Origin of the sequence: Corynebacterium kalidii, from assembly GCF_022869005.1 — a bacterium.
Taxonomy (GTDB): domain Bacteria; phylum Actinomycetota; class Actinomycetes; order Mycobacteriales; family Mycobacteriaceae; genus Corynebacterium; species Corynebacterium kalidii.
Map to the genome: position 1 here is coordinate 86,813 of NZ_JALIEA010000007.1, position 20,297 is coordinate 107,109.

21 protein-coding genes and 1 tRNA gene are annotated in these 20,297 nt (G+C 67.1%); 11 read left to right on the forward strand and 11 right to left on the reverse strand.

Annotated elements, in window-relative coordinates; translation table 11 throughout:
* Positions 1 to 55: 55 nt before the first annotated feature.
* The 8 genes from MUN33_RS01515 to paaA are packed head-to-tail and all read right to left on the reverse strand — an operon-like array spanning position 56 to position 6,696.
* A complete protein-coding gene (locus tag MUN33_RS01515; RefSeq protein ID WP_244803146.1) occupies positions 56 to 832 on the reverse strand; it encodes an enoyl-CoA hydratase/isomerase family protein in 777 nt (258 codons plus the stop codon).
* Positions 829 to 2,055, reverse strand: a complete 1,227-nt coding sequence (locus MUN33_RS01520; protein WP_244803147.1) for a thiolase family protein — start codon at positions 2,053 to 2,055, stop codon at positions 829 to 831. Before MUN33_RS01520 ends, MUN33_RS01515 begins: the two co-directional genes overlap by 4 nt.
* Positions 2,052 to 2,894: an enoyl-CoA hydratase/isomerase family protein gene (locus MUN33_RS01525; protein WP_244803148.1), complete on the reverse strand. Its 843-nt coding sequence runs from the start codon at positions 2,892 to 2,894 to the stop codon at positions 2,052 to 2,054. The genes MUN33_RS01520 and MUN33_RS01525 overlap by 4 nt, the downstream gene beginning before the upstream one ends.
* Positions 2,887 to 4,041: a 1,2-phenylacetyl-CoA epoxidase subunit PaaE gene (gene paaE / locus MUN33_RS01530; protein WP_244803149.1), complete on the reverse strand. Its 1,155-nt coding sequence runs from the start codon at positions 4,039 to 4,041 to the stop codon at positions 2,887 to 2,889. The genes MUN33_RS01525 and paaE overlap by 8 nt, the downstream gene beginning before the upstream one ends.
* On the reverse strand, positions 4,041 to 4,556 hold the full coding sequence (gene paaD, locus MUN33_RS01535) for a 1,2-phenylacetyl-CoA epoxidase subunit PaaD (RefSeq protein WP_244803150.1): 516 nt from the start codon (positions 4,554 to 4,556) through the stop codon (positions 4,041 to 4,043). The genes paaE and paaD overlap by 1 nt, the downstream gene beginning before the upstream one ends.
* Positions 4,550 to 5,407, reverse strand: coding sequence for a 1,2-phenylacetyl-CoA epoxidase subunit PaaC (gene paaC / locus MUN33_RS01540; RefSeq protein ID WP_244803151.1), 858 nt, complete (start codon positions 5,405 to 5,407; stop codon positions 4,550 to 4,552). Before paaC ends, paaD begins: the two co-directional genes overlap by 7 nt.
* Positions 5,404 to 5,688 (reverse strand): 1,2-phenylacetyl-CoA epoxidase subunit PaaB, encoded by a 285-nt coding sequence (gene paaB, locus MUN33_RS01545; protein ID WP_038549899.1) that lies wholly within the window; start codon positions 5,686 to 5,688, stop codon positions 5,404 to 5,406. The genes paaC and paaB overlap by 4 nt, the downstream gene beginning before the upstream one ends.
* 54 nt (positions 5,689 to 5,742) lie before the next feature.
* Positions 5,743 to 6,696 (reverse strand): 1,2-phenylacetyl-CoA epoxidase subunit PaaA, encoded by a 954-nt coding sequence (paaA, locus tag MUN33_RS01550; RefSeq protein WP_244803152.1) that lies wholly within the window; start codon positions 6,694 to 6,696, stop codon positions 5,743 to 5,745.
* 173 nt (positions 6,697 to 6,869) lie between these two features.
* Here paaA and MUN33_RS01555 point away from each other — a divergent pair, with 173 nt between their 5' ends.
* Together MUN33_RS01555 and MUN33_RS01560 are read left to right on the forward strand one after the other, a co-directional pair.
* Positions 6,870 to 7,577, forward strand: coding sequence for a phosphatase PAP2 family protein (locus MUN33_RS01555; protein WP_244803153.1), 708 nt, complete (start codon positions 6,870 to 6,872; stop codon positions 7,575 to 7,577).
* Positions 7,574 to 8,146, forward strand: a complete 573-nt coding sequence (locus tag MUN33_RS01560) for a lipoprotein LpqH (RefSeq protein ID WP_244803154.1) — start codon at positions 7,574 to 7,576, stop codon at positions 8,144 to 8,146. Before MUN33_RS01555 ends, MUN33_RS01560 begins: the two co-directional genes overlap by 4 nt.
* 40 nt (positions 8,147 to 8,186) lie before the next feature.
* On the opposite strand, the gene MUN33_RS01565 is transcribed toward MUN33_RS01560, so the two are convergent.
* Positions 8,187 to 9,629, reverse strand: coding sequence for an alanine/glycine:cation symporter family protein (locus MUN33_RS01565; RefSeq protein WP_244803155.1), 1,443 nt, complete (start codon positions 9,627 to 9,629; stop codon positions 8,187 to 8,189).
* A gap of 251 nt (positions 9,630 to 9,880) precedes the next feature.
* On the opposite strand from MUN33_RS01565, the gene MUN33_RS01570 reads away from it, so the two are divergent.
* Positions 9,881 to 10,690, forward strand: a complete 810-nt coding sequence (locus MUN33_RS01570) for a DsbA family protein (protein ID WP_244803156.1) — start codon at positions 9,881 to 9,883, stop codon at positions 10,688 to 10,690.
* Positions 10,691 to 10,898: 208 nt separating this feature from the next.
* On the opposite strand, the gene MUN33_RS01575 is transcribed toward MUN33_RS01570, so the two are convergent.
* A tRNA-Ala gene (locus MUN33_RS01575) sits at positions 10,899 to 10,974 on the reverse strand.
* 210 nt (positions 10,975 to 11,184) lie between these two features.
* Between MUN33_RS01575 and MUN33_RS01580 the strand changes: the two genes are divergently transcribed.
* The 6 genes from MUN33_RS01580 (at position 11,185) to nrdE (ending at position 16,916) form a co-directional block, all read left to right on the forward strand.
* Entirely contained in the window at positions 11,185 to 11,799 is a 615-nt protein-coding gene (locus MUN33_RS01580) for a vitamin K epoxide reductase family protein (protein WP_244803157.1), read from the forward strand.
* Positions 11,800 to 12,045: 246 nt separating this feature from the next.
* Positions 12,046 to 12,168, forward strand: coding sequence for a type B 50S ribosomal protein L36 (gene ykgO / locus MUN33_RS01585; protein ID WP_012732041.1), 123 nt, complete (start codon positions 12,046 to 12,048; stop codon positions 12,166 to 12,168).
* A gap of 372 nt (positions 12,169 to 12,540) precedes the next feature.
* Positions 12,541 to 12,771: a glutaredoxin-like protein NrdH gene (gene nrdH, locus MUN33_RS01590; RefSeq protein ID WP_244803158.1), complete on the forward strand. Its 231-nt coding sequence runs from the start codon at positions 12,541 to 12,543 to the stop codon at positions 12,769 to 12,771.
* 106 nt (positions 12,772 to 12,877) lie between these two features.
* Positions 12,878 to 14,233 carry an MFS transporter gene (locus tag MUN33_RS01595; RefSeq protein WP_244803159.1) on the forward strand — a complete coding sequence of 452 codons (1,356 nt, stop codon included), beginning with the start codon at positions 12,878 to 12,880 and terminating at the stop codon, positions 14,231 to 14,233.
* Positions 14,234 to 14,248: 15 nt separating this feature from the next.
* Positions 14,249 to 14,692 carry a class Ib ribonucleoside-diphosphate reductase assembly flavoprotein NrdI gene (gene nrdI / locus MUN33_RS01600; protein WP_244803160.1) on the forward strand — a complete coding sequence of 148 codons (444 nt, stop codon included), beginning with the start codon at positions 14,249 to 14,251 and terminating at the stop codon, positions 14,690 to 14,692.
* Positions 14,693 to 14,756: 64 nt separating this feature from the next.
* Positions 14,757 to 16,916: a class 1b ribonucleoside-diphosphate reductase subunit alpha gene (gene nrdE, locus MUN33_RS01605; protein ID WP_244803161.1), complete on the forward strand. Its 2,160-nt coding sequence runs from the start codon at positions 14,757 to 14,759 to the stop codon at positions 16,914 to 16,916.
* A gap of 107 nt (positions 16,917 to 17,023) precedes the next feature.
* Here the strand turns inward: nrdE and MUN33_RS01610 are convergent, their stop codons facing one another.
* Entirely contained in the window at positions 17,024 to 17,521 is a 498-nt protein-coding gene (locus MUN33_RS01610) for a ferritin (RefSeq protein WP_244803162.1), read from the reverse strand.
* Positions 17,522 to 17,943: 422 nt separating this feature from the next.
* Between MUN33_RS01610 and nrdF the strand changes: the two genes are divergently transcribed.
* Both nrdF and MUN33_RS01620 read left to right on the forward strand, forming a co-directional pair.
* Positions 17,944 to 18,942 carry a class 1b ribonucleoside-diphosphate reductase subunit beta gene (nrdF, locus tag MUN33_RS01615; protein ID WP_244803163.1) on the forward strand — a complete coding sequence of 333 codons (999 nt, stop codon included), beginning with the start codon at positions 17,944 to 17,946 and terminating at the stop codon, positions 18,940 to 18,942.
* A 282-nt stretch (positions 18,943 to 19,224) separates the two neighbouring features.
* Positions 19,225 to 20,297, forward strand: a 1,073-nt coding sequence (locus tag MUN33_RS01620) for a cbb3-type cytochrome c oxidase subunit I (protein WP_244803164.1), incomplete at its 3' end; no start/stop codon positions are given.

Here is a 20,297-nt window from a genome sequence, read left to right on the forward strand (position 1 = left end):
GCCGATGACGCCCACGGCGTCGGGCAGGGTGGTGTGGTGGTCGGGTTCGGTCACGTTACTTCCTCTTTCTGTCGATGAAGGCCTGCATGCGGTCGAACTTCCCCTGGGACTCGAACAGGATCGCCTGGGCGAGGTCGTCGACGTGCGGGTGGGCGTCGCGGGGCATGGCGAAGACCCGTTTGGAGACACGCACGGCGAGCGGGTCCTGTGCGGTGATGCGCCCGGCGAGTGCAGCCGCGGCGTCCAGGAGGTCGTCGGGGGAGTGCAGGGAGAGCAGGATCCCGTTGTCCCGGCATTCCTCGCCGGACAGGATCCGTCCGGCCAGGAGGATCTCCTTGGCCAGCTGTTCGCCGGTGACCTCCTTGAGCCGCCACAGTCCACCGGCGGCGGCGATGATGCCGAGTCCGGTCTCCGGTTGGCCGAAGCGGGTGCCGGGGGTGCCGAGACGGAAGTCGGCGGCGAGGGCGAGCTCCGCGCCCCCGCCCAGCGCGGCACCGTCGATCGCGGCGATCACCGGCATCGGCAGGGCCGCGACACGGTCGAAGATCCGCGAGTTGATGCCCCGCAGGGCGTCGTCGCGCCGGCGTTCCCGCAGCTGGGTGATGTCGGCGCCGGAGGCGAAGATCCCCTTCGGCCCGTCCCTGCCGTCGACCCGGCAGCCGGTGACGACCAGTGTGCGGGGCCGTTCCTCGAGGTCGGCGCACACGGCGTGGAGGTCGTCGACCATCTCCTGGTCGATGGCGTTGCGTACCCCGGGCCGGTTCAGCCGGACCAGGGCGTAGGTCGCGTCGCCGTGGGTCTCGTCGGTGAAGGTGAGCGTGGAGTAGGTCATGCGTCCACCCGCTCGATGAGCAGGGCCGTCCCCTGGCCGACGCCGACGCACATCGTGGCCAGGCCGCGGTGCCCGTCCTCCCGTTCCAGCCGGTTCAGCAGCGTGACGACCAGCCGGGACCCCGACGAGCCCAGCGGGTGGCCGAGGGCGATGGCGCCACCGGAGGCGTTGACGATGTCGTCGTGCCTGTCCAGGCCCAGCTCGCGCATGCACGCCAGGGACTGGCTGGCGAACGCCTCGTTGAGCTCCACCGCGTCGAGACCGTGGATGTCCCAGCCTGCCCGGTCGAGGGCCTTGCGTGTCGCCGGGACCGGGCCCATGCCCATGATCTCGGGGGCCAGGCCGACGGTGGCGTCGGTGACGATACGGGCGCGCGGGGTGAGACCGTGGCGCCGGCAGGCCTCACCGGAGGCGATGAGCAGGGCGGAGGCGCCGTCGTTCAGGGACGACGAGTTCCCCGCGGTGACGACACCGTCGGGACGCACCACCGGCCGCAGTGCCGCCAGCCGGTCCAGGGAGGTGTCGGCCCGGGGGCCTTCGTCGGTGTCGACCACGGTCACGGCACCCTTGCGCCCGTGCACGGTGACCGGGGTGGTCTCGGCGGTGAAGTGGCCGGCCTCGACGGCGGCGAGCGCGCGGGTGTGCGAGCGCAGCGCGAAGGCGTCCGCGTCGGCGCGGGAGACGTTCCTGACCTCGGCGACCTCTTCGGCGGTCTCCGGCATCGACAGGGTCCGCTTGTCGACCTCGAGGTGCCGCGGGTTGGTGAACCGCCAGCCGATGGAGGTGTCGAAGGCCGGCCCCGGCGATGCCCAGGCCCTGGCGGGTTTCTCCTGGACCCACGGGGCGCGGGTCATCGACTCCACCCCGCCGGCGACGACGATGTCGGCGACACCGGCGGCGATCTTGTGCCAGGCGTCGGCGACGGCGCTCATGCCGGAGGCGCAGAGACGGTTCACCGTCATGCCGGGCACGCTCTCGGGCCCGCCGGCGAGCAGCCACGCCATGCGTGCGACGTTGCGGTTCTCCTCGCCGGCACCGTTGGCGTTGCCGAGGACCACCTCGTCCACGGCGGACGGGTCGGCGCCGGAGCGGTCCAGGACGTCGGAGACGACGGCGGCGGCGAGGTCGTCGGGACGCACCGACGCCAGGGCGCCGCCGTAGCGTCCGACGGGGGTGCGGCGTGCCTCGACGATGTAGGCGGAGCGGGGGTCAAGGTGGGTCATCGGTGGGCCTTTCCGGTGAAGACAGGGGTCCGTTTCTCCTGGAAGGCACGGAAACCTTCGGCGTAGTCGGGGGTGCGGGACAGCCGCACCTGGGCGGCGTTCTCGAGGACGAGGGCGTCGCGGGCACTGAGGGAACCGGCGTCGATGGCCGCCAGCAGCCGCGCGGATTCCCGGAAGGCCACCGTGGGCCCGGCCGCTGCCGTCCGCGCCGCTGAACGGGTGAACTCCAGGAGTTCGTCCTTCGGCACGGCCCGGGAGAACAGCCCCTCCCGGACCGCCTGCTCCCCGCTGATGAGGTCGCCGCTGTAGATCAGGTCGAGGGTGCGGTGCCGTCCGAGGCGGGAGAGGAGGTAGGCGTGGCCCCCGGAATCCAGCGTCGCCCCGAGTGCGGCGAACGGGGAGCCGATCTTCGCGGTCTCCGACAGGTGGACCACGTCGCAGGCGATGGCCAGCCCCAGTCCCACCCCGAGGCAGGCACCCTGGACCGCGGCGAAGGTCGGTGCGGGGAAGTCCGACAGGGCGTGAAGCGTCGGTTCGAGGGTGGCCAGGTACCCGGCGGCGTCGTCGTTGTCGGGGTCGGTACCGGTCACGTCGCGGCCCGCGCAGAACCCGCGGCCCTCGCCCCGCAGGAGGAGGGCACGGATCTCGCCGCGGTGCGCCCGCGCGGTGGCCTCGTCCAGCAGTGAACGCAGCGTGTCGAGGTCGGCGGCGGTGAGTGCGTTGAGTTTCTCCGGGGCGTCGAGGACGATCTCGGCGACGGCACCGTCCACAGACAGGGAGACGGTGGCGGAGGGTCCAGAGGGTCCGGTGGTGTCGTGTGGGTCGTGTGTGTCAGGCATCGAAGTTCACCGTCACCTCGTCGCTGGTCGGACGGGACTGGCAGGTGAGGATGTAGCCGGCGTCGACCTCGTCCGGCTCCAGCGCGAAGTTCTCGTCCATGTCGCAGGTTCCCGACACCAGTTTCGCCCGGCAGGTGCCGCAGACCCCGCCGGCGCAGGCGAACGGGACGTCCGGGCGTTTACGTAGGGCGGCGTTGAGGACGGTTTCGCGGGCGGACCGGGGGGAGGCCACCGTGGAGGACGAGCCGTCCAGGGTGAACCCGATCTCGTAGGTGGGTTCGTTGTCCTTGACCTCCACGACGCGTCCGTGCTGTCCGTCCGGGTTCGACGGCTTCCCGGTGGTGAACAGTTCGAACCGGACGAGCTCCTCGGGCACACCGCGGTCCTTCAGCTCGTCGCGCGCCCGCTGCACCATGTCGAACGGCCCGCAGAGGAACCACTCCTCCACGTCGCCGGCACGCAGCATCCGGTCCAGCATCACCGACAGCTTCTCGTCGTCGACCCGCCCGGTGTGCAGCGGGCTGGTCCGGTTCTCGCGCGACAGGATGTGGTGGACGGTGAACCGGTCGGGGTACCGGTCCTTCAGGTCACCGATCTCCTCGGCGAACATCACGTCCACGGTGGACCGGTTGGCGTAGATCAGCTCGAAGGTGGCGTCCGGCGACCCGGCCAGCGTCGCCGTGGCGATCGCCATGACAGGGGTGATCCCCGAGCCGGCGGCGAACGCGACGAGCCGCGCCCGCGGGTTGTGGTCCAGCTGCTCGGAGACCAGCCCGGCGGCGTCGTTCATCGCGGTGGTCCGCACCTTCTGGGTGAAGGCGCCCTGCGGGTTCATCACCTCGATGACGTCGCCGGGGGCCAGGGTATCGTTCGCCCAGGTGGAGAAGACACCGCCGAGGGTCTTCTTGATCGCCACCCGGATCTCGCCGGGCACCGGTGCCGCGCAGATCGAGTAGGACCGGCGCACCTCGGTGCCGTCGATGGTCGCACGGAGCGCCACGTACTGGCCCGGGACGTAGTTGTAGTCGGCGACCAGGTCGTCCGGCACCGCGAAGCAGACCTCCACGGCGTTCTCCGTCAACGGCCGGACCTCGGAGACAGTCAGCGGGTTGAACCGGGCACGGGTGCGGGGGTTCGTAGTCGTCATCAGTGCACCTTGAAGTAGTCGAAGGGTTCGTGGCAGTCGCCGCACACGTACAGCGCCTTGCAGGAGGTGGAGGCGAAGCGGGTGAGCTCCCGGGTGGCGTGGGACCCGCACCTGGGGCAGGGGACGTCCGGACGGCCGAGCCCGAGCTGGAGGGTCACCGGCCCGGCCGGGACCGACCGGTGCGTCGGCGGCGCGATGCCGTACTCCCGGAGCTTGCGTTTGCCGTCCTCGGTCATCCAGTCCGTGGTCCACGCGGGGCTGAGCACCGTCTCGACGTGGATCCGGGAGGGGTCGTAACCGGTGCGCGCGACGGCGTCGGTGATGTCGGCGGTGATCGTGGACATGGCGGGGCAGCCGGAGTAGGTCGGTGTGACCGTCACCGTCACCGAGTCCCCCTCGACCGTCACCTTCCTCAGGATCCCCAGGTCGGCGATGGTGAGCACGGGGATCTCCGGGTCCGTGACCGTCGCGGCGGCGTCCCACACCGTCCGGGTGACGGGGTCCGCGGTCACCATGTCGCCCCCGGGTGCTGCCGGGCCAGCGACTGCATCTCGGTGACGAGATAGCCACGGTGCTCACTGAACCGTCCCGTGCGGGCGTACCCCAGGTCGGCGGCCGCCGGGACCGTGGGCACCGAGAGCCCCGCCTTCTCGATCACCGTCGACAGGTGGGCGTCCACGGCCTCCCTGAGCTCCGACGGCCGGACGACGGCGCCCGGCGAGGCCGCCTCCGCGCGGTCGACGGCCGCGGTGTCGACGAACAGTTCGTCCTTGTACGGCCACATGGACTCCAGGCCCGCCTGTACCCGACGGTGGGACTCCCCGGTGCCTAGGCCGAGGCGCAGCATCCACTGGACGGCGTGGTCGATGTGGTAGCTGACCTCCTTGACGGCCTTGTCCGCGATCGCGGCGAGCATCGCGTCGGTGGACGACGACAGCCGGGTGTAGAGCTCACCGGCGTACAGGCTGAAGATCAGCTGCCGGGCGATCGTGTGCCCGAAGTCGCCGTTGGGCTGCTCGACGAGCCGGCTGGAGCGGAAGTCCTCCTCCTCACGGAAGTAGGCCAGGTCGTCCTCGGTCTTCCCCCAGGCACTGCCCGCGTAGGTGTAGAGGAAACGGGCGTGGCCGAGGATGTCGAGGGCGATGTTCCCCAGCGCGACGTCCTCCTCCATCTCCGGGGCGCGCGAGATCCACCACCCCAGCCGCTGGGAGAGGATCAGGGAGTCGTCGGCGAGCTGGAGGGTGTAGTCGGCGATCTCCGGGGCGGCGGTCTGGCCGGTGCCCGCGATCATCTCGGTGACCTGCTCGGCGGTGATCGCGTCGCCGACGGACATGTGGGTGGCGGAATCGGTGCTCACGATGCTCACAGGTGCTTCACCCCTTCGGAGGCGGTGTAGTAGGTGGCGTGCCGGTAGTTCTTTCCCGACGACGACTGGAAGTACCCGCCCTTGGAGTCCGGGTCGGACGCGGTGATCGCCGCGGACGGGACGACCCACACCGAGGTGCCCTCGTTGCGCCGGGTGAACAGGTCACGGGCGTTACGCAGCGCCATCGTCTCGTCCGGTGCGTGCAGGGAACCCGCGTGGACGTGGGAGAGCCCGCGGGTCGACCGGACGAATACTTCCCACTGCGGCCAGTTGGTGGACATGGTGTTTCCTCTTCTCTGTGGTGTGTGCTCGGGGGCTGGTCTGGGGGCTGATCGTCAGGCGCTGACCAGGGCGGTGTCGACGGAGCGGGGACGCTCGGCGTACGCCGCGGCGGCCTCCCGGACCCACGCCCCGTCGTCGTGCGCCCGACGCCGGTGCTCGATGCGCTGGGTGTTGCACGGCCCGTGGCCCTTGATGACGGACATGAACTCGTCCCAGTCCAGCTCGCCGTAGTCGTAGTGGCCACGCTCCTCGTTCCACACGAGGTCGGGGTCGTCGAAGCTGAGCCCGAGCGCCTCGGCCTGCGGGACGATGGTGTCGACGAAACGCTGACGGAGTTCGTCGTTGGAGAACCGCTTGATCTTCCAGGCCATCGACTGCTCGGAGTTGGGGGAGTCGGCGTCGGGCGGGCCGAACATCTGCAGGGCGGGGCCGTAGAACCGGTTGATCGCCTCCTGCGCCATCTGCTTCTGGGCCGGGGTGCCGTTGGCCAGCGAGTGGAGGATCTCCCACCCCTGGCGCTGGTGGAAGGACTCCTCCTTGCACACCCGCACCATCGCCCGTCCGTACGGTCCGTAGGAGCAGCGGCACAGCGGCACCTGGTTGACGATGGCGGCCCCGTCGACCAGCCAGCCGATCGCGCCGATGTCGGCCCAGGTGCGTGCCGGGTAGTTGAAGATCGACGAGTACTTCGCGGTGCCGTCCAGCAGCTGGGCGACCAGGGTGTCGCGGTCGGTCCCCAGGCTCTCGGCGGCGGAGTAGAGGTAGAGCCCGTGGCCGGCCTCGTCCTGGACCTTGGCCATCAGGATCGCCTTGCGCCGGAGGCTGGGGGCACGGGAGATCCAGTTCGCCTCGGGCTGCATCCCGATGATCTCCGAGTGCGCGTGCTGGGAGATCTGACGGGTCAGGGTCTTGCGGTACTGCTCGGGCATCCAGTCCGTGGATTCGATGCGGGCGTCATTCTCGATGAGCTCCGTGAACCCCTGGTCCGGTGTGGTGGTGGCGGTCATGGTTCCCTCCGGTTGCTGTCTCGGTCCGCTACTGACCGATCGTTCGGTAAGTGTAAATGTGGCCCGATGGGTTGTCAACCGAAACTTCATGGGTGACGCCGCTGAACGCTGCCGAATGCTGCCGAATGCTGCCGTCTGGGATCGGAGGGCGGCGCTTGGTAGCGTTCTCCGCCATGGCGAGATCTATTGCGTGCCCGCGGGTCGCCGGGCCGGTCGTCCTGCTCCTGGCGCTGGCTGGCCTCGTGACCTATCCGGCGCGGGACGGAATGTTCCGGGCGGTCGCGGAGTGGACCGCGCGGTCACCGTTGGACGGTGCGGTCGAGGTGTTCACCGAGGTGGGGCTCCTCGTCCTCGTCGCGACGGCCGCCGTCGTCGCGGTGTGGTCGCTCCTCCGTGACCACGAGGTGCTGGGGCGGCTGGTGACCGGTGGGGTGGGGGTGATCACCGCCTACCTGGTCAGCGAGGTGACGAAGAGCATCGTCCGGGAGCCGCGGCCGTGCGCGGCCGGTGATGTTCTCACTGTGCTGACGTGTCCCGAGGCGGGGAGCTGGTCGTGGCCGTCGAACCATTCCACGCTCGCGGCGGCGTTCGCCGTGACCTGTGCCTTCGCTGTGCCCCGGTTGGGGTGGTTCACGGTCCCGCTCGCCGTCGCCGCGGCGTTCAGCCGTGTCGCGGCCGGGGTCCACTACGTGCACGACGTCCTCGCCGGCCTGGCTCTCGGCGGGGCCGTGATTTCCCTGGTCGTGGCGCTTCTCGGCCGCGTGGTGCCGCAGGTGCTCTCCAGGATGGGGCTGCTGCGGTCAGCGCGTGTGCCGACAGGGGAGGGGAGTTCCCGCTACGATCGTGGGGAAAGCATTCACCGGAGAAAGGACCTGTCGTGAATATCGCACAGACCCGGCGCCGTGCCGTCGCCGTCGCCATGGGCATCGCCGTCGTCGGCGCGCTCGCCGCCTGCAGTGACGACAGCAACGACGCTTCCGACGACACCGCCGCGCCGGAGACCGTGACCGAAACCGTGACCGCGGGCCAGGACGCTGACCAGATGACGTCGCAGAACGACCCCGCCCAGACCACCGGCGCCGCCCCGGCCCAGGGCAGCGGCAGCGGCAGCGTGTCGACCCTGGTCTTCAACGGGAACGACAGTGCCGCACAGTTCCCGAACGTGCAGTGCCGGCAGGATGACGACGGCGAGCTGGAGATCGAGCTGCGCGGTGACACCCGCGGCGACGGCGTCGACATCGACCTCGATCTCCGCGGTGAGCCGCGGGTCGAGGGGCTGAGCGTGGACCTCGACCGCGTGGAGTGGGAGTCCACGGACGCCCAGGAGCGCGAGGCCACCGTGGAGGTCGACGGTGACACCTACCGCGTCAACGGGCAGGTCCAGATCGATGACGACGACCCGAACGCAGGTGGGGTCGCCGACCTCGAGGCCGAGGTCAGCTGTGCCTGACCGGGCCTGACCGGGGTGGTCGCCCTGGTGCTGACAGAGGTCAGCGCCAGGGCGACTTCTGATCGATGAGGAACTTCTCCACCTCGGTCGCCGACGCGGTGAGCTTCGGGTCGAAGTCCAGGTACGCCTTGGTCTCGCGGGCGATGAGCCCGGAGAGCAGCAGCAGACCGACCAGGTTGGGCAGTGCCATCAGGCCGTTCGCCAGGTCGGAGAAGGTCCAGGCCACGTTGAGCTCCATCGTGGCGCCGACGACGACCACGCACGTGAACAGCATGCGGTACGGGACCGTGGCGTAGTCGCCGAAGATGCGCTGTGCACAGCGCTCTCCGTAGTACGACCAGCCCAGGACCGTGGAGAACGCGAAGAACACGATGGCGATCGTCACGATGTGGCCACCCCAGTCGCCGGGCAGTGCCGCGGTGAAGGCGTCGGCGGTCATGGTGCCTGCACGGTCCTCGCCTTCGCTCCAGACCCCGCTGGAGATGATGACCAGTCCGGTGAACGTCACGACGATGATGGTGTCGATGAAGGTCTGGGTCATCGAGACCAGGCCCTGACGGACAGGGTGGGTGGTCTTCGCGGCGGCGGCGGCGATTGCGGCCGAGCCCATGCCGGACTCGTTGGAGAAGATGCCGCGGGCCGCACCCAGCTGCAGGGCCAGCATGATGCCGGAGCCGACGAAACCACCGACGGCGGAGGTGCCGGTGAATGCATCGGTGAAGATCAGGGTGATGGCCTCGGGGATGCCCTCGGCGTTGATGGCGAGGACGGCGAGTCCGCCGATGATGTAGATGGCGATCATCAGGGGGACGAACGCCGCGGTCACCTGGCCGATGGCCTTGATCCCGCCCAGCAGGACGGCGCCGATGAGGATGAACATCACGATCCCGGTCACGGTCGGGTCGACGTTGAAGGACTTCTCCAGGTTCTCGGAGACGGCGTTCGCCTGGGTCATGTTGCCGATGCCGAAGGAGGCGACCACCGCGGCGATGGCGAAGAACCAGGCGAGGAACTTGCCCACCGGACCTTTGATGCCTCGCTCCAGGTAGCGCTGGGGGCCGCCGGACATATTGCCTTTACCGTCGGTGACACGGAACCGGACGCCGAGGAACGCCTCGGAGTACTTCGACGCCATGCCGAGGAGGCCGGTGATCCACATCCAGAACAGGGCGCCGGGCCCGCCGATGGAGATGGCGGTCGCGACTCCGACGATATTGCCGACGCCGACCGTGGCGGCGAGCGCGGTGGTCAGCGCCTGGTACTGGGAGATGTCGCCCTTCCCGCCCTCGTCCGAGCGGTCGATGAGCCCGAGGCGTAGTGCGGGGAAGAGTTTTCGGAACTGGACGCCGCGCAGCCGGATGGTGAGCACGAAACCGGTGGCGAAGAGGAGGGGGATGAGGAGCCAGGGTCCCCAGACGAAGGAGGCGGTGGCGCTCAACCCGTCTTCGAAGCCCGAGGCGGTCAACTGTTCGGTGGTTTCCATGAGAGAAAGATATCCCGCGTACGTTTCCGTCGTGTTAGGAACCCCCGAGGTACTTCCGTACGGGGGTGCCGGGCCTGCAGCTGTGCACCCACTGTGAGTCGGGGAGCCGGGGATGTCAGTTTGCTGGGAATGGCGCTACCGGGGGCATCGCCGTGTGGCTCTCCGCCGCCGCCGACGACTAGGGTGGACGCGGTTACGTCCTGCGTGAATGCCGGGACGAGGAGAGAGAACACCGTGAAAGGTTGAGGTTTGTGAGTCAGAAGATCAAGGCGCCGAACGACAAGAACCGGAGCTTCCTCTGGGGGATCGTGGCGCTCGTCGTCATCTGTGTGGTGTTCATCGGATTCATGGTCTTCAACGGCCGGAAGAGTTCCGATATCGAGCTCAGCGCAGCTGACGTGTCCTTCTCGGTCGCGGTGGAGGACGGTGTCATCCAGCTCCGTTCGACCGACGGTGGTGGCGGAGACGTTCCGACGGCGGACGTTTACGAGGACTACAGCTGCACCCACTGTGCCGACCTCTCGGAGGTCGACGGGGACTCTATCCAGGCTGCCGTCGAAGCGGGTCAGTTGAACGCCAATCTGCACAGCGTCAATTTCCTGGACAGCAACGGCAACGAGTCGTCGTCCCGGACGGGTGCGGTCGCGATGGCGATCGCCGACACCGGCGACGCCGGTGCGTTCTGGGCCTTCCACGACAAGGCCTTCACTGACCAGGCGGAGGTCGCCCGCGACTGGCGCTTCGACGAGCTCGCGGACGCCGCCGAACAACTCGGGGTGGAGTCGGACGTCGTCGAGTCGATCCGTGACGAGTCGGTGATGGAGAAGTACAAGCCGAGCCTCCAGGCCAACGGTGACCGCCTGCGTGAGCTGATGGGTGACCAGGCGGGGACGCCGGCACTGTACATCGACGGTGAGTACCTCACCGTCCAGCGCGACCCGGAGGACCCGTCGAAGCTGAAGGACTGGGTGCCGGACGTGATCGGCCGCGACGAGGCCGACGCCGACGCCCCGAAGGAGTCCGGCGCCGCCACCGAGACGGAGTCGTCCGACGCCGAGTAGGCCCGGCAGGACCTGACCCGGCGTCGTCTGCTGGGCCGTCGTCCGCCACGCCCCCACATATCGCCGGCATTCTCTCCACGGCGATGGTGGGGGGCGTTCTGCTGTCCTGGCTGCCACAGAGGTGGGGTAAGGGGCGTACGCGCCCCGGTGGGCATACGGAAAAAGGTCCGGCCCCGCTCTCCGTGTGGAGAGCGGGGCCGGACCTCGTTGGTGGAGCTAAGGGGACTCGAACCCCTGACCCCCACACTGCCAGTGTGGTGCGCTACCAGCTGCGCCATAGCCCCGTACGCTGTAGTGAAGAAGATGTCTTCCTCGCTGCGGACGAGATATAACGTACCCCAGGGCCCGCGAACCGTGCAAACCCGCAGGTGACACGTGGTGAGAGGTCGGTTACAGATGTTGCGGTTCTGCGTCCGGGATGTGCGAGAATTACAGGTGTTGCAGGTGGGGCCGCGGCAGTCGCCGTGCCCACGTCACATCCGATGGGAGACCCAGTGAGTACAGCAGTAGAGACGCGTCCCGAGGCACGCACCCCAGGCATGTGGGGTGCGTCGAGGCTGTATGCCGCGGGCCTCGTCCTGTTCGGCGTCGTCGGGATCTTCATGTCCGGCCTGATCCTCCACGACAAGATCATGCTCCTGCAGGACGTGGGGTTCACTCCCGCCTGCACCCTCAACGACGTCGTGTCGTGTACGGATGTCATGAACTCCAGTCAAGCCGCCGCCTTCGGCTTCCCCAACCCGTTCATCGGCCTGGTGGGTTTCGCCGTCGTGCTGACCATCGGGGTGGCGCTGTTCGCCGGGGCGAGGTTCCGCGCCTGGTTCTGGTACGGCTTCCTGGCCGGCCTGGTCTTCGCGGTGGGCTTCGTCCACTGGCTGGCCTACCAGGCCGTCTACGAGATCGAGGCGCTGTGTCCCTACTGCATGGTCGTGTGGGCGGTCGTGCTTCCGCTGTTCGTGTCCACCGTGGTGCGTGTCGCGCGGTCGCGCAGCCTGGACCGCGGCGGGGTGCAGTCCTCCGGTGTGGCCGCTGTCGGGATGCCGGCCGCTGTGGTGGTCGTCTGGTACCTCGGTTTCACCGCGCTGATCCTGCAGCAGTTCGTGTTCTGAGACGCCGGCGGTACAGCGGTGGGGTGAGCCCTTCCTTCGCTGGTTTTCCGACCGGTTTGGCTGAGGCCCTGTCTCCGGCTAAACTGTCGTGCTGTGTCGCGACCCGGCTTTCCGGGCTCGCACGTCGCTTCCCCGGTCAGGTCTCTTCGGTCCGGGAAGCCTGATCAAATCCGATCAATCACGATCAACACCGCGCCGAGGTTCTGTGTGAGCAGCCCGGGGCGCACGACGAGAAAGGAGCGCCCGATGAAGGTCCGTAAGTCCCTTCGGTCGCTGAAGAACAAGCCGGGCGCCCAGGTTGTCCGCCGCCACGGCAAGGTCTTCGTGATCAACAAGAAGGACCCGCGTTTCAAGGCTCGCCAGGGCTAGAATCCGCGGATCCGCGTCGTCGGACCCCTCCCAGCCAGTCCCTCACGGGACGGCCGGGAGGGGTTCTTCGCGTCTGGGGGAGGGGAGGGCCACCGGTGGAATTACAACCGTGGTCTTCGGGGCCCAACATGTAGTGTCGGCGCCGCTGTGCCACCTGCGAATACGCGCCTTGTAACTACTATATGTTGTATTTCGCGGATGTTATTACCCCAATATCTCGTAGGAGTACGGGTTGTGCCCCGCTCCGATTCCGGTGTAGTGTCGTCGTCATCAGCCCGGCAGGGGCGGGGCCACAGGACTTCCCGGTGGCACTGCTGGACCGGGCACTCACCGCAGAACCGTCCGCCGTTTTTTTCTCCAGGGAGCGCCTCGATGATCACCGTCTACACCAAGCCCGCCTGCGTCCAGTGCACCGCCACCAAGAGGGCTCTCGACAAGGCCGGGCTGGACTACGAGATGGTCGACATCAGCCTCGACGACGAGGCCCGTGACTACGTCATGGCGCTCGGCCACCTCCAGGCCCCGGTCGTCGTCACGGAGGACGCACACTGGTCCGGGTTCCGGCCGGACCGCATCAAGGGACTGGACGCAGCAGCCGCCTGATCCGGGCCCCACGGGGCCGGGCACCACCGGGAAGGACGCTGCGACGTGCAGCGTCCTTCCCTCTTTTCATGTCTGATCGTCAACGAACCCTGGAGTGGTGTTATTCATGGCTTCGCGCTCTGAGCGCCGTCCCGGCGGAGCGGCTTTCCGGTCGATGCTGGCCGACACCACGCCGCTGCAGTCGCCGCACTTCCGTCGGCTGTGGACGGCCAACATCATCACGGTGGTGGGGGCCCAGCTCAACATCATCGTCGTCCCGGCGCAGATCTACGCGATCACCGGCAGTTCCGCCTACGTCGGGTTGGCCGGCGCCTTCGGGCTTGTCCCGCTGATCGTCTTCGGCCTGTACGGCGGCGCGTTGGCCGACATGATGGACCGCCGGCGCCTGCTGATGATCACCACCGTCGGCCTGATCGTCACCGCGGTCGCCTTCTGGGCGCAGGCGGCCTCGGGGCTCGACAACGTCTGGCTGCTGCTCAGCATCTTCGCCCTGCAGCAGGCGTTCTTCGCGGTGAACCAGCCGACCCGGACGGCCATCACCGCCCGTATCGTGCCGGAGGGTTCCGTCGCGGCCGCGGTGTCATTGAACATGACCGTGCAGCAGGCCGGCGCGATCGTCGGTCCGATTCTCGGCGGTCTGCTGATCCCGGTGACCGGTTTCGCCCTGTTGTACCTGCTCGACGCCGTCTGTCTGGCGGCGACGCTGTGGGCGGTGGTGAAGTTGCCGGCACTGCCACCCGATCTCGGCGGGGAGCCGGGGGACGCGCCGGACGCGACGGCCCGGCGCCGGCGTACCCCCGGGTTCCGCAGTATCGCCGAAGGGTTCGTCTACCTCGCGGCGATGCCGATCCTGCTGATGAGCTTCGTCATCGACCTCATCGCCATGGTGTTCGGCATGCCGCGGGCGCTGATCCCCCAGATCTCCTCCGTGGACTTCGGGGAGACCGGCGACGGCGGACTGTTCTACGCGCTCCTCTTCGCCGCCGTGCCGTTGGGTGCGGTCGTCGGCGGGGTCTTCTCCGGGACGGTGACGAGGTTGCGGCGCCAGGGCGCGGGCATCGTGGTCTCGGTGCTCTGCTGGGGCGCCGCGATCATCGTCATGGGCCTGGCGGTGAACCTCGCCGACGGCCGGGTCGGTCTGTGGGCGTGGGTGGCCGTCGTGGCCTTCGTCGTGGGCGGTGTCGCCGACATGTTCTCCTCGGTCCAGCGGTCGGCGATGCTCCAGGAGGCGGCGGACGACCGGATGCGCGGGCGCCTGCAGGGCGTGTTCCTGATAGTCGTCGCCGGTGGTCCCCGGCTGGCGGACATGCTGCACGGATGGGCCGGATCCCTGTTCAGTGCAGGGACCGCGACGCTCGTCGGCGGGGTCCTCGTGATTGTCGGTACCATTGTCGCTGTCGCGGTTGTCCCGTCCTTCCTGGCCTACGTTCCTGCCCGGTTCACCGACGGCAGTGAGAAATAGAAAGGACAGTCATCCATGCTCATCGTCTATTTTTCCTCCACCACCCGCAACACCGACCGCTTCGTCCGGAAGCTGGGACGGCCCGCCGCACGGATCCCGCTGCGCCGCCAGGACCCGGCGTTGACGGTGGACGAGCCCTTCGTCCTGATCTGCCCGACGTACGGCGGCGGCGCCTCGATCACGGGTGCCGATTCGCGCCCGGTGCCCAAACAGGTCATCCGGTTCCTCAACGACCCGTCCAACCGTGCCCTCTTGCGCGGCGTCATCTCGTCGGGCAACCTCAACTTCGGTGAGGACTTCTGCCGGGCGGGCGACGTCATCGCGGCGAAATGCGGCGTGCCCTACCTGTACCGCTTCGAACTCATGGGCACACCGGCCGATGTCGACCGGGTCAACGAGGGGCTGTCCGAGTTCGAGGACGCGCTCCGGCAGGACGGACGCTGGGAGGCCGTGGCATGACGTAGACGGCCGACAACAGAACACACAGTCACATACACACCATCTTTTTCATTACGGGAGAGTCATGACCACCGAACTCGGGAAGACCGTCGCAGAGCCGGTCCAGCAGGCCAACCAGCTGGACTACCACCAGCTCAACGCACTACTCAACCTGTACGACGCCGACGGCCGGATCCAGTTCGACAAGGACCGCGAGGCCGCCAACCAGTACTTCCTGCAGCACGTGAACCAGAACACCGTCTACTTCCACGACCTGGAGGAGAAGATCGGCTACCTGGTGGAGAACAAGTACTACGACCCGGAGGTGCTCGAACGGTACGAGTTCGCCGACGTCAAGGCCCTGTTCAAGCGTGCCTACTCCCACAAGTTCCGCTTCAAGACCTTCCTCGGCGCGTTCAAGTACTACACCTCCTACACGCTCAAGACCTTCGACGGCCGGCGGTACCTCGAGCGCTACGAGGACCGTGTGTGCATGGTCGCCCTGGGACTGGCCGACGGCGACATCGAGCTGGCCGGGAACCTGGTCGACGAGATCATCGGCGGCCGTTTCCAGCCGGCGACCCCGACCTTCCTGAACATCGGCAAGGCGCAGCGCGGTGAGCCGGTGTCCTGCTTCCTGCTGCGTATCGAGGACAACATGGAGTCGATCGGCCGCTCCATCAACTCCGCACTGCAGCTGTCGAAGCGCGGCGGCGGAGTGGCGCTGCTGCTGAGCAACCTGCGTGAGACCGGGGCCCCGATCAAGCACATCGAGAACCAGTCCTCCGGTGTGATCCCGGTGATGAAGCTGCTGGAGGACTCCTTCTCGTACGCCAACCAGCTCGGCGCGCGTCAGGGCGCCGGCGCGGTGTACCTCAACGCACACCACCCGGACATCATGAAGTTCCTCGACACCAAGCGGGAGAACGCCGACGAGAAGATCCGGATCAAGACCCTGTCGCTGGGCGTGGTGATCCCGGACGTCACCTTCGAGCTCGCCAAGCGTAACGACGACATGTACCTCTTCTCCCCGTACGACGTGGAGCGCATCTACGGTCGTCCGTTCGCCGACATCTCCGTGACCGAGCACTACGAGGAGATGGTCGAGGACCCGCGGATCCGGAAGAAGAAGATCAACGCCCGTCAGTTCTTCCAGACCCTCGCCGAGATCCAGTTCGAGTCCGGCTACCCGTACATCATGTTCGAGGACACGGTGAACAAGGCGAACCCGATCGAGGGGCGCATCACCCACTCGAACCTGTGCTCCGAGATCCTCCAGGTCTCCACGCCCAGCGAGTTCAACGACGACCTGACCTACTCCCACGTCGGTGAGGACATCTCCTGCAACCTGGGGTCGTTGAACATCGCCGCCGCCGTGGACTCCGACGACTTCTCCCGGACCATCGAGACCGCCATCCGTGGTCTCACCGCCGTGTCCGACCAGACCTCCATCGACTCGGTGCCGTCGATCCGTGAAGGCAACGACGGGTCCCACGCGATCGGCCTGGGGCAGATGAACCTCCACGGTTTCCTCGGCCGCGAGCACATCCACTATGGATCGGAGGAAGGCCTGGACTTCACCAACGCCTACTTCGCCGCGGTCATGTACGAGTGCCTCAAGGCGTCCAACACCATCGCCCGGGAGCGGGGGACGGCGTTCCGCAACTTCGAGAACTCCGACTACGCCTCCGGTGCCTTCTTCGACTCCTACGACCCGGCCACCTTCCAGCCGCGCACGGAGAAGGTCGCCGCGATCATCGAGGCGTCCTCGATCCACGTCCCGACCGCCGAGGACTGGGCGGAACTGAAGGCGGCGGTGATGGCCGACGGCCTGTACAACCGCAACCTGCAGGCCGTGCCGCCGACCGGCTCGATCTCCTACATCAACAACTCGACGTCGTCGATCCACCCGATCGCGTCGAAGATCGAGATCCGCAAGGAAGGCAAGATCGGCCGCGTCTACTACCCGGCGCCGCACATGGACAACGACAACCTCGAGTACTTCGAGGACGCCTACGAGATCGGCTACGAGAAGATCATCGACACCTACGCGGTGGCGACGAAGTACGTCGACCAGGGGCTGTCGTTGACCCTGTTCTTCAAGGACTCGGTGACCACGCGTGACATCAACAAGGCGCAGATCTACGCCTGGCGCAAGGGCATCAAGACCCTGTACTACATCCGCCTGCGGCAGACGGCCATGGCCGGCACCGAGGTCGAGGGCTGCGTGAGCTGCATGCTCTGACGCCGCCCGACGGGTGGGACACGAACACCCCGGAGTCCAGGACGTGGACTCCGGGGTGTTCGCGTCAGGTGAGCCGGAAGCGGACGCGGGGGTGGAGGGGAGAGAGACTACTCTCCGTCGCGTGCAGCGAGCTTGGCGTCGATGCGCAGCAGGCCGGAGCCGTCGTTGCCGACGGTCTTGATCCAGTCGATGATGTCGTTGATGGTGGACTCCTCCTCGATCTGCTCGGCGAGGAAGAAGTTGATCAGCTGACGGGAGTCGATGTCGCCGGTCTCGTCCGCGGTGCGGGCGAGGTTGCGGATCATCTCGGAGACCTTCTGCTCGTGGTTGAGGGCGGCCTCGAAGGCGTCGAGCGGGGTGGCGATCTTCAGCGACGGGAGGTCGATGTCGGTGAGGTCGACGCGGGCGTCGCGGTCGAGGAGGTGGGAGGCGAACTTCGCGGCGTGCTCGCGCTCCTCGTCGGCCTGTGTGCGGAACCAGTCGCGCATGCCGAGGAAGGAGAGTCGGTCCATCTCGTAGGACAGCTGGGTGTAGATGAGGGACGCCTGGTGTTCGGCGACGACCTGCTGGTTGACGGCTTCCTGGAACTTCTCGTTGATGCTCATGGTGGTAACGGTACTGATCGTCTAAACCTTTCTCTAGCCAGTTCAGGCTAACCAACCAGTTATATGTGCAGGTAAAAAGGCGTGTCTGCCCTAATTGTGCGTTGCCTGTGCTACCTTCGGTGGGGGCGGGATATGTGCAGGTTGTCGCGGTGTTTGCCCGGTGGTGGCGTCGTCCGGGGTGGGGGAGGGGTCGTGTCGGGCCCGTGAACGGGTTAGTGTCGGCTCATGTCAGATAGCCCTTTTCGGGGGTGGTCGACGGTCTTCCGTGACGCCTCCCAGGGGGTCGGGAGGGGCGGGTGCGGATGTTCGCGCGACCGTCTTTTCAGGGCTAGTATGGCTGGCGTCCGTGTCCGTCGATCGGCCATCCGGCCCGGGGTCGGCGGATGCTCTACGCTCCATCACTCGCTCCTCAGGAGAGGTACATGACAATGTCCCGGCAGCCTCACTCGCCCGTCCACCACACCCAGGGCGGCCCCGTCACCGCCATCAACTGGAACACCATTCCGGACGACAAGGACCTCGAGGTGTGGGACCGGCTGACCGCGAACTTCTGGCTGCCGGAGAAGGTTCCGCTCTCCAACGACATCCAGAGCTGGGGGACCCTGACCGAGACCGAGAAGCAGGCGACGATGCGTGTCTTCACCGGTCTGACGATGCTGGACACCATCCAGGGCACGGTCGGGGCGACGAGTCTGATCCCGGACGCGATCACCCCGCACGAGGAGGCCGTCTACACCAACATCGCCTTCATGGAGTCGGTGCACGCGAAGTCCTATTCGTCGATCTTCATGACCCTGGCCTCCACCCCGGAGATCAACGACGCCTTTCGCTGGTCCGAGGAGAACAGGAACCTCCAGGACAAGGCCGACATCATCCTCGACTTCTACCGGGGCGACGACCCGCTGAAGAAGAAGATCGCCTCCACGCTGCTGGAGTCCTTCCTCTTCTACTCGGGCTTCTACCTGCCGATGTACTGGTCGTCCCACGCCAAGCTCACCAACACCGCCGACCTGATCCGGTTGATCATCCGGGACGAGGCGGTGCACGGGTACTACATCGGCTACAAGTACCAGCGCGGGCTGGAGAAGGAGTCCGCCGAGCGCCAGCAGGAGCTCAAGGAGCACACCTTCGAGCTGATGTTCGAGCTCTACGACAACGAGTGCCAGTACACGGAGGACATCTACGACGACCTCGGGTGGACCGAGGACGTCAAGAGGTTCCTGCGGTACAACGCGAACAAGGCGCTCAACAACCTCGGCTACGAAGGTCTCTTCCCCGTCGACGAGACCAACGTCTCACCCTCGATCCTGTCGTCACTGAACCCCGGTGGTGACGAGAACCACGACTTCTTCTCCGGGTCGGGGTCGAGCTACGTGATCGGCACGGCGGAGAACACCAGTGACGACGACTGGGACTTCTGACCCCGCCACCAGGGTGTCCACCCCGTCCTCCTTCCGGGAGGGCGGGGTGTCCGCGTCACGGGGCACCGGGGGAGCGGAGGCGGGGATGCACCCCCGATCGCGTCAACGAGGGGGCGACGGGGGCCTCCGGCTATTAATGCCGGCGCTGACCGATTAGTATTGGTCCCAGTCTGTGCGGGTGACCCGTGACGGGTGACGTCTCAACGCCACTAGGTGCCCGCTGTGCAGCTCATTCATTGGGTGTCGTCCCGACGAACGACACCGCGTAGTCAGGAGGATTGAATGACCGCAGTAGCGCCCAGGGAAGACCAGCCGGTCTCCCCAGATCGGCCTGCTCCTCAAGGTGGGAAGTCGAAGAAGGGTGGCCATGCGTGGGCACTCCTGTCCACGACCGACCACAAACAGCTCGGCATCATGTACATCATCACCGCCTTCATCTTCTTCGGAATCGGCGGTCTGATGGCCCTGCTGATCCGTGTGGAGCTCTTCCACCCGGGTCTGCAGTTCCTGTCCAACGAACAGTTCAACCAGCTGTTCACCATGCACGGCACCATCATGCTGCTGTTGTTCGGCACCCCGATCGTCTGGGGCTTCGCCAACTACATCATGCCGCTGCAGATCGGTGCACCGGACGTGGCCTTCCCCCGGCTGAACGCCTTCGGCTTCTGGCTGACCACCTGGGGCGGCATCATCATGCTCACCGGCTTCCTCACCCCCGGTGGCGCGGCGGACTTCGGCTGGACGATGTACATGCCGCTGGCGGACGCCATCCACTCGCCCGGTGTGGGCTCGCAGTTGTGGATCGTCGGTGTCGGTGTCGGCGGCGTCGGCAGCATCCTCGCCGGCGTCAACATGATCACCACGATCCTGTGCCTGCGTGCGCCCGGTATGACGATGTTCCGCATGCCGGTGTTCACCTGGAACATCCTGGTGATGTCCCTGCTGGTGCTGCTGATCTTCCCGCTGCTGACCGCGGCCGCACTCGGTGTGCTCTACGACCGCCTGCTCGGCGGCCATATCTACGACCCGGCCAACGGTGGCGCGATCCTGTGGCAGCACCTGTTCTGGTTCTTCGGCCACCCCGAGGTCTACGTCCTGGCCCTGCCGTTCTTCGGCATCGTCTCCGAGATCTTCCCGGTGTTCTCCCGTAAGCCGATGTTCGGTTACGTCGGCCTGGTGTTCGCCACGCTGTCGATCGCGGCGCTGTCGCTGGCGGTGTGGGCGCACCACATGTTCGTCACCGGTGCGGTGCTGCTGCCGTTCTTCAGCTTCATGACCTTCCTGATCGCCGTGCCGACCGGCATGAAGTTCTTCAACTGGCTGGGCACGATGTGGAAGGGCCGGATCACCTTCGA

Coding starts and splice junctions, on each gene's coding strand:
- MUN33_RS01515 (WP_244803146.1), bottom strand. CDS start 832: ATGACCTACTCCACGCTCACCTTCACCGACGAGACCCACGGCGACGCG.
- MUN33_RS01520 (WP_244803147.1), bottom strand. CDS start 2,055: ATGACCCACCTTGACCCCCGCTCCGCCTACATCGTCGAGGCACGCCGC.
- MUN33_RS01525 (WP_244803148.1), bottom strand. CDS start 2,894: ATGCCTGACACACACGACCCACACGACACCACCGGACCCTCTGGACCC.
- paaE (WP_244803149.1), bottom strand. CDS start 4,041: ATGACGACTACGAACCCCCGCACCCGTGCCCGGTTCAACCCGCTGACT.
- paaD (WP_244803150.1), bottom strand. CDS start 4,556: ATGGTGACCGCGGACCCCGTCACCCGGACGGTGTGGGACGCCGCCGCG.
- paaB (WP_038549899.1), bottom strand. CDS start 5,688: ATGTCCACCAACTGGCCGCAGTGGGAAGTATTCGTCCGGTCGACCCGC.
- paaA (WP_244803152.1), bottom strand. CDS start 6,696: ATGACCGCCACCACCACACCGGACCAGGGGTTCACGGAGCTCATCGAG.
- MUN33_RS01555 (WP_244803153.1), top strand. CDS start 6,870: ATGGCGAGATCTATTGCGTGCCCGCGGGTCGCCGGGCCGGTCGTCCTG.
- MUN33_RS01565 (WP_244803155.1), bottom strand. CDS start 9,629: ATGGAAACCACCGAACAGTTGACCGCCTCGGGCTTCGAAGACGGGTTG.
- ykgO (WP_012732041.1), top strand. CDS start 12,046: ATGAAGGTCCGTAAGTCCCTTCGGTCGCTGAAGAACAAGCCGGGCGCC.
- nrdH (WP_244803158.1), top strand. CDS start 12,541: ATGATCACCGTCTACACCAAGCCCGCCTGCGTCCAGTGCACCGCCACC.
- MUN33_RS01595 (WP_244803159.1), top strand. CDS start 12,878: ATGGCTTCGCGCTCTGAGCGCCGTCCCGGCGGAGCGGCTTTCCGGTCG.
- nrdI (WP_244803160.1), top strand. CDS start 14,249: ATGCTCATCGTCTATTTTTCCTCCACCACCCGCAACACCGACCGCTTC.
- nrdE (WP_244803161.1), top strand. CDS start 14,757: ATGACCACCGAACTCGGGAAGACCGTCGCAGAGCCGGTCCAGCAGGCC.
- MUN33_RS01610 (WP_244803162.1), bottom strand. CDS start 17,521: ATGAGCATCAACGAGAAGTTCCAGGAAGCCGTCAACCAGCAGGTCGTC.
- nrdF (WP_244803163.1), top strand. CDS start 17,944: ATGACAATGTCCCGGCAGCCTCACTCGCCCGTCCACCACACCCAGGGC.